The sequence below is a fragment of the Actinosynnema sp. CS-041913 genome (genome assembly GCF_050942485.1).
GTDB lineage: Bacteria > Actinomycetota > Actinomycetes > Mycobacteriales > Pseudonocardiaceae > Actinosynnema.
The window spans coordinates 600,361-614,083 of sequence record NZ_CP192037.1 but is presented as its reverse complement, the minus strand read 5'-3'; the positions used below and the strand labels follow the sequence as shown (position 1 = coordinate 614,083).

Genomic DNA, 13,723 nt, shown 5'->3' with positions numbered 1-13,723 from the left:
GTGAGCAGGCGCGACGAGCGTCGGAGGAGGATCGAGGGCGCGTTCGAGGAGTTCCGCCGGGCGGTCGCGGCGACCTTGGGCAACGCCTCGCGCGAGCTGCGCCAACTCGCGGACGACCGCGCGCGCGACATGTTCGAGGTGATGCTGCGCGGCGAGGGCGTCGACCGCGCGCTCGCCGACCCGCTGCTCGCGAAGGCGTTGAAGAAGGAGAAGTTCGAGCAGCAGCTCGCCAGGACGATGATCGACCGGGTCGACGCGTTCCGCGAGTGGTCCGAACGCGGTCCGGGTCGGCTGACCGCCCTGGTGAACGCGGTCGCGCCGGGCCCCGCGTCGTGGCCGCCGGAGAGGTGGCTCGGGCAACCCGGCACGGAGGACGGCAGCGCGGGCGTGCCGGAGCTGTGGCGCATCGGCACGGGTGTGGTGCGCGCCGCGCCGGAGCCGCAGACGTTCCCGGTGGCCGTGCCGCTGCTCGACCACTCGCACCTGCACGTGGTGTCCACTCCGGACAGCCGCGAGGCGGCCGACGCGGTGGTGGAGAACCTGTTGCTGCGGCTGGTCAGCTACTTCCAGCCGGGGTTGGTGCACGTCCACGTGTGGGACGTCAACCAGCTCACCGGCTCGCTGCCCGGCCTGTACCCGCTGACCCGCGCCGGACTGCTCACCGTGCACGACCCGGCCCGGCTGCACGAGCTGCTGGACGAGCTGTCCGACCACATCCGGCGCGTGCACACCGGCGTGCTGGTGGAGGGCCACCAGTCGGTGCGGTCGGTCGGCGGGCGGCGGACCGAGCCGTGGCGGGTGGCCGTGCTGTTCGGCAACCGGCAGGCGCTCAAGGAGGAGCACCAGCAGCAACTGCAACGGGTGGCGCGCAACGGTTTGGCCTGCGGCGTGCAGCTCATCATCGTGGACATCCCGGTCACCGTGAACTCGCCGATCGAGACCGTGACGATCGCCGCCGACCAGTCCGCGACGACCACCATGACCGGCAAGCACGTCACGGTGGCGCTCGACCCGCAGTTCCCGCAGAACCAGGTGCCGCGGGCGTGCGCCGCGATCGCGGAGAAGCGCGAGGAGCGCCGCACCCGGCTGAGCACGTTCGCCGACCTGCTGCCGGAGGGCCTCTGGCGGGAGAGTTCGGCCGCCGGCGTGGTCGCGCCGGTCGGCTACGACGAGGGCGAGCCGGTGCACGTGGCGCTGGGCGACACCTCGCCGCACGCCCTGGTCGGCGGCCCGAGCGGTTCGGGCAAGACGAACTTCCTGTACGCCATGCTGGGCAGCCTCGCCGCCCGCTACCACCCGGACGAGCTGGAGCTGTACCTGTTGGACTTCAAGGAGGGCGTGTCGTTCGCGCAGTTCGCGCCGGGTCGCAAGGACCCCACGTGGCTGCCGCACGCGCGCCTGGTCGGCGTGAACGTCAACACCGACCGCGAGTTCGGCGTGGCGCTGCTGAGGTTCCTGGCCGACGAGATGCGCCGGCGCGCGGACGCGGCGAAGCTGCACGAGGTCACCAAGCTGGAGCAGCTCCGGGAGGAGGACCCGGACGGCCGGTGGCCCCGGATCGTGGCGGTGGTCGACGAGTTCCAGTACCTGTTCGGCGAACGCGACCAGGTCACCGCGCAGGCCACCCAGCTACTGGAGGACGTGGCCCGGCGCGGCCGGTCGCAGGGCATCCACCTGGTGCTGTCCAGCCAGGACGTGTCCGGCATCGAGGGCTTCTGGGGCAAGTCGGCGATCTTCGAGCAGTTCACCGTGCGCATCGCGCTGCCCAAGGCGCGCCGGGTGCTGGCCGAGCCGCAGAACGACGCCGCCGTGGAGCTGCCGCGCTGGCACGCGGTGGTCAACCACGAGTCCGGCGTGCGGCCGGGCAACGAGATCGCGCGCATCCCGGACGCGACCGGCCGGGGCACGTTCGACCGGCTCCAGGCCGAGCTGCACGCCCGCCGCCCGGCGGACCTCGCCGAGCCGATCCTGTTCGACGGCAGCAAGGTGCCGAACCTGCAGGCACTCCCGGACTTCCAGGCGCTCAAACCGGGTGAGCGGAACCCGACCGTGCTGCTGGGCCAGGTCATCGACATGGCGGGCAGCGCGGCCAAGGTGCGGTTCGCCCGCACACCCGGACGCAACATCGCGGTGCTCGGCTCGCTCGCCGAGGACGCGGCGGCCGTGCTCGGCGGGGCCGCGCTGTCCCTCGCCCGCCAACACGAGCCGACGGCGGCGCAGTTCAGCCTGGCGTGCCTGGCGGAGGACGCCTGGCCGTACGCGGAGAAGCTGTGCAAGCAACTGCAGAACGCGGGCCACTCGGTGGACCTGCTGGGGCTGGACAACATCCGCGCCCTGCTGGACACGACGGCGGCCCGGCTCACCGCGTCCATCACCGGCGAGACCGGCGCGCCGCTCCCACCCCACTACCTGGTCGTGTACGCCGTCGACGGCGCGCACACCCTGCTGGAGAACAAGAACACCGCACGCGTGTCCGGAATGGACAGTCTGCGCACGGTGCTCAAGCACGGCCCGGAGAACCGCACCCACCTGCTCGGCTGGTGGCGCGGCGCGCAGCGGCTGAAGAACAGCCTGCCGCCGGGCGTGTACGACGACATCGGCGCGTGGCTGGCGTTCGACATCCAGGGCAAGGAGTTGCTGTCGTTCGGACCGGAGCAGGTCATGGCGTGGTCGCCGCGACCTCGTCGGGGTTTGTTCTTCGACCGGTTCGAGCATTCCCGTCCGCAGGTGGTCATCCCGTTCGACACCGGGGAGGAATCATGATCAGCCACGCATCGGTGGTGCCCGCGCAGCGCAGTGGGGACGGCGTGCCGGAAGCGGCGGCGGTCTCGGCGGTCGAGCGGTACAAGGAGGTCGCCGCGCTGGCCGGCGAGTCGGTCGAGCGGATGCGCGACGCGGACCGCGACCGGGTGCGGGAGCTGCTGGAACGGCTGGCCGCGTCGCAGGACCGGATGGCCGACCTGATCGAGCAGGAGAAGCTGGCGCAGGCCGGCGTGCGGCTGCTCTGGGAGGCGGCGGTCGACCTGCTGTGGGAGGAGCGGTGGATGCGGATGAGCCCGGTCCCCGACCCGGACGAGTCGGTGCCTCCCCGGGACCAGCGCGACTACCTGATCGCGATGGACGTGGCCTACCAGGCGTTGGAGGACACGTCGCAGAAACGCGGCCTGCTGTTCCGCAAGGGCTCGGCCTGAGCCGTTCAGAACGTCCAGGACAGCGACACCGTGGCCGCGGTGTCGGCGTTGGTGCGGGCGTAGGTCGCCAGGGCGGCGGTGTTGTCCGGTTCGGTCGCGGTGAACGCGCCGAAGCAGCCGCGTTCCCCGGCGAGCGCCAGCATGGCGTCCACCAGGGCCCGGCCGATGCCCCGGCGCTGGAACGGCTCGTCCACACCCAGTTCGTAGACGAACATCTCGGTGCCCTTGTCCGGGTGCGTGGTCTCGACGCCCGACACGAAGCCGGCGGGCTGGTCGTCCACGTACGCGATGAGCAGGTGGTGGCCCTCGTCGGCGAGGAACCGGCGGGTCGCGTCGGCCCGCGGCGGGTCGTCGAACAGGTGTGCCGCCGCTGTCACGGCGTCGGGCGACGTCACCCGCCGGATGTCCATGCGGGTGAGGCTAGCCCGTCGGCGATGATGCGGTCATGCGTGTTCTGCGGACCCCGGACGAGGTGGCGGCGGCGAACCCGGACCTGCTCGCCGGTTGGGCGGCCCAGTGCCTCCTGCCCGGTCGAGGTGGTGTGGCGTGGGCGCACGGCGACGCGGTGGGCGTGCTCACGCCGGCGTTGAACCGGTACGACCGCCTGGTGCTCGCCGGGCCCGCCGAGGACGTCGCGGTGATCCTGCGCGCCCGGCAGCGGCCCGGCGTGCGGCCACTGGTCACCACGGAGCTGGCCGCCGAGCTGCCGGACTTCCCAACGACGGCGACGTTCGGCTGGATGGAGCGCACCGGCTCGCTGGACGCGCCCGACCTCGGCTGGCTGCACGAGGACGAGTGGGACGACGTGGAGGCGCTGCTGCGCAAGGCGAGCCCGAACTCGTACGTCTGGCCGTACCAGCCGGGGCCGCGCCGGTGGACGGGCATCCACGCGGACGACGGCACGCTCATCGCGGTCGGGGCGGACGCCTGGTCCGCGCCGGGCATCGGGTTCATCGCCGGCGTGGCCACCCATCCCGATCATCGGGGCCTGGGCCTTTCCACGCGCCTCTGCGCGTTCCTGACCAGTGCCCTGCTGGCGGAGTCCGGGGCCTGCGCGTTGATGGTGGACGCGCACAACCAGACCGCGATCAAGGTGTACGAACGGCTCGGGTACGTGTACCGGAGCGTGTCCGCGCTACGAGACGCAGGTCACACCGGTTGAGTGGAACACTCCGCTGACCACGTCCGGTTGACGGGAGCATGACCGTGCCTCGCACCGCGCAGGAGATCCGTCTCGCGTCCCGCCCCCAGGGCCTTCCGACAGCGGAGAACTTCGAACTCGTCTCGGCTCCGGTGCCTGCGCCGGTCGACGGTGAGCTGCTGGTCCGGAACCTGGTGATGAGCGTCGACCCGTACATGCGGGGTCGGATGAACGACGTCAAGTCGTACGTCGCGCCGTTCGAGATCGGCCGGCCGCTGGACGGTGGCGCGGTCGGCGAGGTCGTGGTCTCCAACGTCGAGGGCTTCGCGGTCGGCGACAAGGTGCTGCACGGGTTGGGTTGGCGGGAGTACGCGGTCGTGGGCGGCGCGCACGCCACGAAGGTGGGTGACGCCCCGCTGGGCGCTTATCTGGGTGTGCTGGGTATGCCCGGGATGACCGCTTACGCCGGGCTGCTGGACGTGGCGTCGTTCAAGGAAGGCGACGTGGTGTTCGTGTCCGGCGCGGCGGGGGCGGTCGGGCAGGTTGCGGGGCAGATCGCCCGGTTGCGCGGTGCCCGGCGGGTGATCGGCAGTGCCGGTACTGACGCGAAGGTGTCGTACCTGCTTGATGAACTCGGCTTCGATGCCGCGTTCAACTACCGGAACGGGCCGGTCAAGGAGCAGCTCGCCACAGCCGCCCCGGAGGGTATCGACGTGTTCTTCGACAACGTCGGTGGTGAGCATCTGGAGGCGGCCATCGACTCGTTCAACCTCTACGGGCGTGCCGCTTTGTGCGGGGCTATCTCGGTCTACAACGCCACGGCGTCCACATTGCCTCCGGGGCCGCGCAACCTGGGGCTGGCGGTGGGCAAGCGGTTGACCTTGCGCGGGTTCCTGGTGAGTGATCACGCGCATTTGCAGGACGAGTTCGCGCGTTCGGTCGGCGGGTGGATCGCTGCAGGCCAATTGAAGTACCGGGAGACCGTCACCGAGGGTGGTCTGAGCGAGGCCCCGTCGGCTTTCATCGGCATGCTGTCGGGTGAAAACCTGGGGAAAGCCCTGGTCGCGCTGTAGTCCGGGGTTAAAGCAGTTCTCCCCCGGCGGCCACGACGTTCCCGCCGTGTACCACCAGCGTCCGCGGGGCGCGGTCCATCACGGCCGCGGTCACCGTGTCCCCTGGCACCACCACCAGGTTGGCTGGTGCGCCTTCCGTCAGGCCGTGGGTGTGGCCCATCACCGACGCGCCGCCCCGGGTGGCGATGTCCACGCACATCTCGATCAGCGCGTCCTGCCGGAAGCCGTTGCGGTAGGCCAGTTGCCACGTCCGGTCCAGCATGTCGCCGTTGCCGTAGGGGGACCAGTAGTCGCGAATTCCGTCTTGTCCCAGGCCCAGCCTGACTCCCGCCCACCGCAGTTGCCGCAGTGGCAGCGGCTCCCGTGCGCCGGGTGCGACCGTGGTCACCGCGACGTCGTGCTCGGCCAGCAGGTCCACCAGTTCGCGTTGGCGGTCCGCGTCCACAGTGGACAGCGCGAAGGCGTGGCTGATGGTGACCTGGCCCCGCATGTCCAGGGCCGCCGCTCGTTCGCAGATCAGCTCGACCTGGAACGCGCCCAGCGAGCCCGCGTCGTGCAGGTGCACGTCCACCCCGCGCTGGTGCTTGTCCGCCAGGTCGAACACGACGTCCAGGTGCCGCGCCGGGTCTCGGTCGTAGCCCGCCGGGTCCAGGCCGCCCACCAGGTCCGCCCCGGCTCGCAGGGCCGCCTCCAGCAGGTCGGCGGTGCCCTTCTCGCGCAGGATGCCGCACTGCGGGAACGCGACCACCTCCACGGACGCACGGCCGGAGTGCGCCTCGCGGGCCGCCAGGACGCCCTCCAGCTTCTCCAGGCCGGAGTCCACGTCGACCTGCGCGTGGCTGCGCACGAGGGTCGCTCCGCTCGCGATGGTCCGGCCCAGCGTGTGCGTGGCCCGTTCGGCGACGCCGCGCTCGGCCGTCCGCCAGTTGCGGCGGTCGTTCTCGATCAGCTCGTTGAGGCCCGTCCCGGCGCTGTGCGGGCGGAACGGCAGGTCCAGGCGGGTCGAGTCGAGGTGTGCGTGCGCGTCGGTGAAGGACGGCAGGAGGACGCCGCCCTTCCCGTCCGCCACGGGCACGCCCGGAGGCGCGTCCAGGGTGGCCCCGATCGACGCCACCAGGCCACCCGAGCAGAGAATGTCCACGGGCGGCACGTCAAGGCTGTTGGGCCACGGCCGCACGGAGCGGATCAGCAGATCACCGGTCACCCGGGTGAAGCTAGCCCGCTCTGGATGAGCTTGCCAGGGTTGAGCACGCCGGTCGGGTCCAGCGTGCGCTTGACCGACGTCAGCACCTCGATGCCCAGGCCGCCGATCTCGGCCTCCAGGTACGGGACGTGGTCGGCCCCAACGGCGTGGTGGTGGCTGATCGTGCCCACGCCGCCGATCGCCTCGCTCGCGGCGGCTTTCGCGACCTGCCACTGGCCGATGGGGTCGCCCGCGTCCCGCGCGGCCAGCACCGTGAAGTACAGGGACGCGCCGGTCTCGTATGCGTGCGAGATGTGGCACATGACGATGCACCTGCCCAGTGCGTCGGTCACGGCGTCCCGCACCGCGGTGCGCAGCTCGGACACCCGGGACCAGTGCGCGGCCGTCTCCAGCGTCTCGACGCACACGCCGAGGTCCATCAGGGTGTCCCGTTGGCGCGGCCCGTTGAACCTCCCGTGCCGCCACGCCTCGCCGAGCACCCGGCCCAGTGACACCAGCCGCAACCCCCGCAACGTCTCCCTGCGCCGTCGGCGGACCTCGTCTTCGGATTGCCCGTGCCAACCCAGGATCAGCAGGCAGGGGTCCTTGACCTTGCGCGCGCTGAGGTAAGCCCTCAGCGCGGTGGTCTTCCAGCCACCTGCCAGTGCCAAGGACACCTCGGTCTCGTCCACATCGGACAGCCGGGTCACGTCGGCCAGCACCCGACCCTGCGCCAACGACCGCACGGCAGCGGCTCCGCGCGCCCAGCCGTCGACCACGAAGCCCTCGTAACGCTCGACCACCGGCCGTGGCCGCACGCGTACCGAAACCTCCGTGATGACACCGAAAGCGCCCTCGCTGCCGATCACGAGCTGCTTGAGGTCCGGCCCGGCCGCCGACGCGGGCGCCGCGCCCAACCGCCATTCCCCGACCGGTGTCGCCAGCCGGACGCCTTGGACCATGTCCTCGAACCGCCCGTACCCGGACGACGCCTGCCCGGCGGACCGGGTGGCCGCGAAACCGCCGATGGTGGCGCGTTCGTACGACTGCGGCACGTGCCCGATGGTCAGCCCGTGCGGAGCCAGCAGTCGTTCGGCCTCCGGCGCGGGCACGCCGGCCTGCACCACGGCGATCCGTGACAACGGGTCGACGGAGACCAGCTTGTCCAGCCGCACGAGGTCCAGCGCGATCACCGCCGCCTTGTCCCCGCGCAGCGCCGCCACGCCGCCGACCACGGACGTGCCACCGCCGAACGGCACCACGGCCACGTCGTGATCGGCACAGGTCCGCAGCACGTCGACGACCTGCTCCGGTGTCGCCGGCAGCACCACGGCGTCGGGCACGGCCAACGTCCCGTCCCCGCGCTGCCGCAACAGGTCCAGGTACGACAGGCCTCCGGCCCGCCCAAGCCGCGAGTCGCGGTCCACCCGCACGTAACCGGGGCCCACGACGGCGTCCAGAGCGGAGTGCGCGGCGTCCGACAACGCCGTCGCGGGCACGGAGGGCGTGCGGGCGGGTGTCGTGACGTCCGGCAGGCCGGCCCGCTGTCGGAGCCACTTGAGGGCGTGCGGCGGCAGCGTCCCCGTCGTCGGGGTCCACCTGCCCCGCAGGGTGTGGTCGATGCGCTCGGTCACCGCTACAGTGTTACACATGACGTCTCAACGTCACAGTGATGACGCCCTCCTCGACGCGGCCCGCGACTGCGTGGTCGAGGTCGGTGTCCGCCGCACCACGCTGACGGACATCGCCAAACGCGCCGGCGTGAGCCGGATGACCCTGTACCGCCGGTTCCCGGATGTCCGCACGCTCGTCCGGGCGCTGATGACCCGGGAGTTCGGCGCGCTGCTGCGCCGGGTCGAAGAGCCCGGCCCGGACGGGGCCAACGCCCGCGAGTGCCTGGTTGGCCGGGCCATCGCGGGCATCCGGCTGCTCGCCGCCGACCCGCTGATGCGCCGCGTGCTCGACCTGGACGCCGAGCTGATGCTGCCCTACCTCGTGCAACGCCTGGGCAGCACGCAGCGGCTGGTGGAGGCGTTCCTGCTCAGCCAGATCGAGGCCGGCCACGCGGACGGCTCGATCCGGCCCGGCGACTCCGCCGCGCAGGCCCGCCTGGTGCTGCTGACCACCCAGTCGATGGTGTTGTCGGTGCGCCCGGCGACCACCGACCTGGACTTCGAGGCACTGCTCGCCGAGCTGGCCGACTTCCTCGACGCGGCCCTGTCGTGAGCACGTCGCTCAACGCGGCCCGTCGCCGCCGGGAACTCGCCGAGGTGGCGGACGGGACCGTCGACCTGCTGGTCGTCGGCGGTGGCGTCACCGGCGCGGGGGTCGCCTTGGACGCGGCCTCGCGCGGCCTGGACGTGTGCCTGGTGGAGGCGCGCGACCTGGCGTTCGGCACGTCCCGCTGGTCGAGCAAGCTGGTCCACGGCGGTCTGCGGTACCTGGCGCAGGGCGAGATCGGGCTGGCGTTCGAGAGCGCGGTGGAGCGCGGGGTCCTGATGACCCGCACCGCGCCGCACCTGGTCCGCACTCTGCCGCAGCTAATTCCGTTGCACGGCAAGGCGAACGACCCGGTCGTGATGGCGGGCCTGCGGGCGGGCGACGTGTTGCGCCGCCTCGCGGGCACCCCGTCCCGTGTCCTGCCCGGTCCTCGTCACGTGCCGGCGGTCGAAGCTCTCGCGCTCGCGCCGGGTCTGCGCGGGAAGGACTTGCGCGGCGGGCTGCTCAGCTTCGACGGGCAGCTCGTCGACGACGCCCGGCTGGTCGTCGCGCTGGCCCGCACGGCGGCGGGGTTCGGTGCGCGGATCATCACCAGGGCCGAGGTCACCGGCCTGCACGGGCGTACCGCGCGGATCGTGGACGGCCAGACCGGGGAAAGCCTCGTCGTCAGGGCGAAGGCCGTGGTGAACGCGGCCGGCGTGTGGGCGGGCCGGTTGGCCGACGTGAAGCTGCGCCCGTCGCGGGGCTCGCACCTGGTGCTCAGCGCGGACACCCTCGGTCTCGGTCGCACCGCGTTGACCGTGCCCGTCCCGGGGCAGCGCAACCGCTACGCGCTCGTGCTGCCGCAGCAGGACGGCCGGGTCTACGTGGGGCTGACCGACGAGCCCGTGGACGGTCCGATCCCGGACGTGCCGACCGTTCCACCGTCCGATGTGGACTTCCTGCTCGATGTCGCCTCTTCGGTGCTGGAACGGAAACTGACCCACGACGAGGTGCTGGGCAGCTTCGCCGGCCTGCGTCCGCTGTTGGACACCGGGGCCGGGCCCAGCGCCGACCTGTCGCGCCGGCACGCCGTGCTGACCGAGGGCGGTGTCACCACGGTCGTCGGCGGGAAGCTCACCACGTATCGGCGGATGGCGGCGGACGCGGTGGACGCGACCGGCCTCACGACGGTCAAGTCACGCACCAAGTCGTTGCCGCTCATCGGTTCCGGTCCGGCGCACGGTCCGGCGGAGCTGGTCGCCCGGTACGGCGGGGAGGCCCACCAGGTCGCCGAGATCGGCGAGTTCGCCTGGGCGGTGCGGCACGAGGGGGCTCTGGACGCGGACGACGTACTCGACCGCCGGACGCGGATCGGACTGGTGCCCGCCGATCGCGCGGAAAGGGAAGCCGAAGCGCGCCAACGGATCGCGGAGGAACTCGCCGCTCTGGCATGAACGGCCGACACGGAACTTTTCCCAATCCGGAGCAGGCAAAGCAAAGGGGGACCTCCCGCCCTGAACTGGTCCCCGGAAGTTGGACTGGCTAACTGAAGGTTAGGCCGTGAGGGCCTGGGCTCGGTACTCGACCGGGCTCAGGCCCTTGAGCGTGGTCGAGATGCGGGTGGTGTTGTACCAGTCGATGTACTCGTCCAGCGCCGTGGTGAACTCGGTGACGGTGTCGAACTTGGTGTGGTGGAACAGTTCTTCCTTGAGGTGGCCGAAGAAGTTCTCGGCTATGGAGTTGTCCAGGCAGTTGGCCCGCCGTGACATCGACTGGGTCAGGCCCGCGTCGTCAAGCAGTTTCCGCCAGGAGGCGTGCTGGTACTGGAACCCTTGGTCGGAGTGCACCAGCGGCGAGGTGCCGGCGGGCAGGGTGGCGATCGCCTCGCGGAGTGAAGAGTTGGTCAGCTCCAGCGTTGGCGACGGGCCACAGGAGTAAGCGATCACGGATCGGTCGAACAGGTCGATGATCGGGGACAGGTAGAGCTTGCGGTCACCGATGCGGAACTCGGTGACGTCGGTGACCCACTTCGTGTCCGGCGCCGATGCGGTGAACTGGCGGTTCAGCGTGTTCTCGGCGGTCGTGCCGGTCTGCCCGAGCCAGGACCGATACCGGCGTGGCCGCCGGACCTCGCAGACCAGGCCGAGGATGTTCATCAGCTTGAGCACGGTCTTCTTGGCCACCTGCCGGCCTTGACGGATCAGCATGATGTGGATCCGCCGATGCCCGTAGCGGCCACGGGCGGCCTCGAACGCCTCGATGATCGCGGTCTTGAGCCCGGCCTGCGGATCAGGTCGCGTGAGCCGGGCCTGGTGATGGAAGAACGTCGACCGGGCCAGGCCGGCGACCGCCAGCAGCACCGGCAGCGGGTAGTCGGCCTTGAGGGCGGCGATGACCTGGGTTTTCACCCTCGCCCCTGCTCCCTCAAGGCCCGCAATTTTTCCAGGTAGGCCACCTTCGCGGACAACCGCAGGTTCTCGGCCCGCAACCGTTCCAGCTCATCCGGTTCCGAAGCCGGTGGCGCCGCGGGCCGGCCTTTCCGCCTGGGGCGCAACGCTTCCTCTCCCTCGCGCCGATACGCCCGCACCCAGTTCTCGACCAGCTTGGACGAGGACAGGTCGTGCTCGCGCGCCAGCTCGGCCGCGGTCGCCTCACCCGCCACGAACCGGCGCACGACCCCGAGCTTGAACTCGAACGTGAACGACCGCTTGCCCGGATTGTTCATCAGCGCTCCCGCGCCTCTCAACCTCCAACGATCATGCAAGCGTCGCACCGCGGCCCTGGACACACCCAACCGGGTTGCCACAGCCTTCGGACCATACCCGGCCTCGAACGACCCGACAGCGGACTCCCGCTGCCCCTCGGACAACGAACTTCGTGGATGCACCAAACCGCTCCCCGGAAGTCGGAACTGGATTCCCAGTCCAACTTCTGGGGAGCGGTTCACCCAGGAGGTCCCCCTTCGTCTCACTCGCCGATGATCGGCTTCGCCGCCTTCGGCGGCTCCTCGACCAGCGGCTCGCCTTCGAGGCGGACCTTGCGCTGGTGGTCCTTGCCGTCGCCCTGGCCCGGCGCGCCCGCCATCGGGGGCGCCATCATGCCGCCCATCGCGCCGCCGCCGGCACCGCCACGGCCACCGCCGCCGGCCGCACCGCCACCCGCACCCGGAGCAGTGCCCGCACCAGCGGGAGCCACGCCGGACGAACCGCCGGCCTGCAACGTCTGGCCCGCGCCACCGGCGCCGCCACCGCCGCTACCACCGGGAATCCCGCCACCACCGGCGAAACCACCACCGCCGCCACCCGGAATCCCGCCACCACCACCGCCACCACCGGCCGTGCTCGGCAGGTCGGGCGTGGCGAACGGACGCACGGGCGGCACGACGCCCGTGGTCGTGTTGGTCGCGTGCGTGACGTCCCGCGGCCCGGTCGGGAACGGGACCGGGTTGGCGCGCGGAAGGGGCGTCGAACCGCCCGCCGGCACCCACCGGCCCGGCTCCCAGTGGCCACCGGAACCCGAGCCACCGGAACCCGAGCCGCCGGAACCGGAACCGCCGGAGCCGACCTGCGGCGGACGGCTGACCGACGGACCTCCCGCCGACACGCCGCCGGGGTAGGTACCGCCGCCCGTGCCGCCGACGCCGTCCGCGCCCTGCTGCCCGCCGAACGACGGCGGACGGCTGACCACGGGGCCCGCGTTCGGGGAGCCGCTGGTGTCGGTGTTCCCGCCACCGCCGCTGCCACCGCCGTTCGCGTAGCGGTCACGCGCGTTGCGGTCCATGTTCGCCAACTGCTCCTCGGTGAGCCCGAGGCCGCCCTGCGAGTTGCGCGGACCCGCGCCGCCGCCGCCCGCGCCCTTGTTGGAGTGCGTCATGGCCGTGATCGCCTGGAGGATCTGCTTCGCGGTGGACGCGATCTGCTGCACCGACTTGATCAGGTCGATCAGCTTCTTCAGCGAGTTGCCGAGCTTCTGGAGGAAGTCCGCGAGCTTCTTGGCGTAGTTCACCGCGAGCTGCACGATGTCCGAGATCGCCGCCGCGATGGCCGCGCCGAAGGTCAGGAACGACGCCGCCAGCCACTGGATGATCTTCATGACCATGTCGGACACGGCCTGGCTGATCAGGTCCATGATGGTCTTGCGCACGGTGGCGACCAGCTCGCCCGCGCCCTTGGCCGCGCCCGAGATGCCCTGCGCCGCCTTGGCCAGCGTCTCCAGCCCGCTGGCGTGCTTCTTGCTCGCCGCGCGGTAGCCGTCGGCGGAGCGCCCGCGCCAGCCGCGCGTCTCCTCGACCGAGGTGCGCCGGTAGTCGGCGACGATCCCTTCGATCTGCTTGGCGGCGGACGCCCAGCTCTCGGACATCTTCTGGATGGCCTGCGGGCTGCCCAGCAGCGCGTCGAACGGCTCGCGCAGGAAGTCCACGTGCTGGATGGCCCAGCTAAACCCGGCGGACAGGAAGCCCGACAGCGGGTTGGACGCCAGGCCGACCATGCCCAGGGCCGTGTTCGCCATGCCCAGGCCCGCCTGCACCCAGTCGCCGCGCTCGACGGCCGCGACGGTGCCCTGCACGTCACCGATCAGGTGGGACGGGTCGCGCCCCTGAGTGGTCGCCTGGGCGTTCATCCCCGTGCCCTTCCGCTGAACCCGAACGCGTTGTCGAGATCGACGTTCTCGTACAGCTCGGCGACCTCCTTGAGGCCCTGGCACATGTCGGCGACGGTCTCGGTCGCCTGGCCGAGGATGTCCTGGGACACACCAGCCGTCTTGAGCAGGAACGCCGCCAGGAACGAGCCGAAGACCCCGAAGGCGTCGGTCGACAGCGACGGGTCCGCGGTCTTCGTGGCCGAGAGCATCCGCTGCGTTAGCTGGTCGACCGTGCCGGCGTGCGCCCGGATCTCCTCCGGGCTCACGTTGAACGACACAACCATGGACATCT

13 protein-coding genes and 1 pseudogene are annotated in these 13,723 nt (G+C 71.4%); 6 read left to right on the top strand and 8 right to left on the bottom strand.

Annotated elements, in window-relative coordinates:
- Positions 1-2,763, top strand: coding sequence for an FtsK/SpoIIIE domain-containing protein (locus ACQPZF_RS03015; RefSeq protein ID WP_433267973.1), 2,763 nt, complete (start codon positions 1-3; stop codon positions 2,761-2,763).
- Positions 2,760-3,191 (top strand): hypothetical protein, encoded by a 432-nt coding sequence (locus ACQPZF_RS03010; protein ID WP_433267971.1) that lies wholly within the window; start codon positions 2,760-2,762, stop codon positions 3,189-3,191. The genes ACQPZF_RS03015 and ACQPZF_RS03010 overlap by 4 nt, the downstream gene beginning before the upstream one ends.
- 5 nt (positions 3,192-3,196) lie before the next feature.
- Here the strand turns inward: ACQPZF_RS03010 and ACQPZF_RS03005 are convergent, their stop codons facing one another.
- Positions 3,197-3,601 carry a GNAT family N-acetyltransferase gene (locus ACQPZF_RS03005; protein WP_433267969.1) on the bottom strand — a complete coding sequence of 135 codons (405 nt, stop codon included), beginning with the start codon at positions 3,599-3,601 and terminating at the stop codon, positions 3,197-3,199.
- A 35-nt stretch (positions 3,602-3,636) separates the two neighbouring features.
- Here ACQPZF_RS03005 and ACQPZF_RS03000 point away from each other — a divergent pair, with 35 nt between their 5' ends.
- The gene (locus tag ACQPZF_RS03000; protein ID WP_433267967.1) at positions 3,637-4,353 is read left to right on the top strand and encodes a GNAT family N-acetyltransferase; all 717 of its coding nucleotides are present in this window, start codon (positions 3,637-3,639) and stop codon (positions 4,351-4,353) included.
- A gap of 38 nt (positions 4,354-4,391) precedes the next feature.
- The gene (locus ACQPZF_RS02995; protein ID WP_433267965.1) at positions 4,392-5,405 is read left to right on the top strand and encodes an NADP-dependent oxidoreductase; all 1,014 of its coding nucleotides are present in this window, start codon (positions 4,392-4,394) and stop codon (positions 5,403-5,405) included.
- Positions 5,406-5,412: 7 nt separating this feature from the next.
- Here ACQPZF_RS02995 and ACQPZF_RS02990 read toward each other — a convergent pair whose 3' ends face one another.
- Together ACQPZF_RS02990 and ACQPZF_RS02985 are read right to left on the bottom strand one after the other, a co-directional pair.
- Complete coding sequence (locus ACQPZF_RS02990) at positions 5,413-6,609, bottom strand: amidohydrolase (RefSeq protein WP_433267963.1); 1,197 nt, start codon at positions 6,607-6,609, stop codon at positions 5,413-5,415.
- Entirely contained in the window at positions 6,606-8,222 is a 1,617-nt protein-coding gene (locus ACQPZF_RS02985; RefSeq protein ID WP_433267962.1) for an FAD-binding oxidoreductase, read from the bottom strand. Before ACQPZF_RS02985 ends, ACQPZF_RS02990 begins: the two co-directional genes overlap by 4 nt.
- Positions 8,223-8,238: 16 nt before the next feature.
- Here ACQPZF_RS02985 and ACQPZF_RS02980 point away from each other — a divergent pair, with 16 nt between their 5' ends.
- Positions 8,239-8,814, top strand: a complete 576-nt coding sequence (locus tag ACQPZF_RS02980) for a TetR/AcrR family transcriptional regulator (RefSeq protein ID WP_433267959.1) — start codon at positions 8,239-8,241, stop codon at positions 8,812-8,814.
- Positions 8,811-10,244 carry a glycerol-3-phosphate dehydrogenase/oxidase gene (locus ACQPZF_RS02975; RefSeq protein WP_433267956.1) on the top strand — a complete coding sequence of 478 codons (1,434 nt, stop codon included), beginning with the start codon at positions 8,811-8,813 and terminating at the stop codon, positions 10,242-10,244. Before ACQPZF_RS02980 ends, ACQPZF_RS02975 begins: the two co-directional genes overlap by 4 nt.
- Positions 10,245-10,343: 99 nt before the next feature.
- On the opposite strand, the gene ACQPZF_RS02970 is transcribed toward ACQPZF_RS02975, so the two are convergent.
- The 5 genes and pseudogenes from ACQPZF_RS02970 to ACQPZF_RS02950 form a co-directional block, all read right to left on the bottom strand.
- Positions 10,344-11,198, bottom strand: coding sequence for an IS3 family transposase (locus tag ACQPZF_RS02970; RefSeq protein WP_433267953.1), 855 nt, complete (start codon positions 11,196-11,198; stop codon positions 10,344-10,346).
- Positions 11,195-11,515: a transposase gene (locus tag ACQPZF_RS02965; RefSeq protein ID WP_433274416.1), complete on the bottom strand. Its 321-nt coding sequence runs from the start codon at positions 11,513-11,515 to the stop codon at positions 11,195-11,197. The genes ACQPZF_RS02970 and ACQPZF_RS02965 overlap by 4 nt, the downstream gene beginning before the upstream one ends.
- Before the next feature lie 21 nt (positions 11,516-11,536).
- Positions 11,537-11,677 (bottom strand): annotated as a pseudogene (locus tag ACQPZF_RS02960) (helix-turn-helix domain-containing protein); the annotation flags it as partial.
- A gap of 80 nt (positions 11,678-11,757) precedes the next feature.
- Positions 11,758-13,410, bottom strand: a complete 1,653-nt coding sequence (locus ACQPZF_RS02955) for a WXG100 family type VII secretion target (RefSeq protein ID WP_433267952.1) — start codon at positions 13,408-13,410, stop codon at positions 11,758-11,760.
- Complete coding sequence (locus ACQPZF_RS02950; RefSeq protein WP_433267950.1) at positions 13,407-13,721, bottom strand: type VII secretion target; 315 nt, start codon at positions 13,719-13,721, stop codon at positions 13,407-13,409. Before ACQPZF_RS02950 ends, ACQPZF_RS02955 begins: the two co-directional genes overlap by 4 nt.
- Between the last annotated feature and the right edge of the window lie 2 nt (positions 13,722-13,723).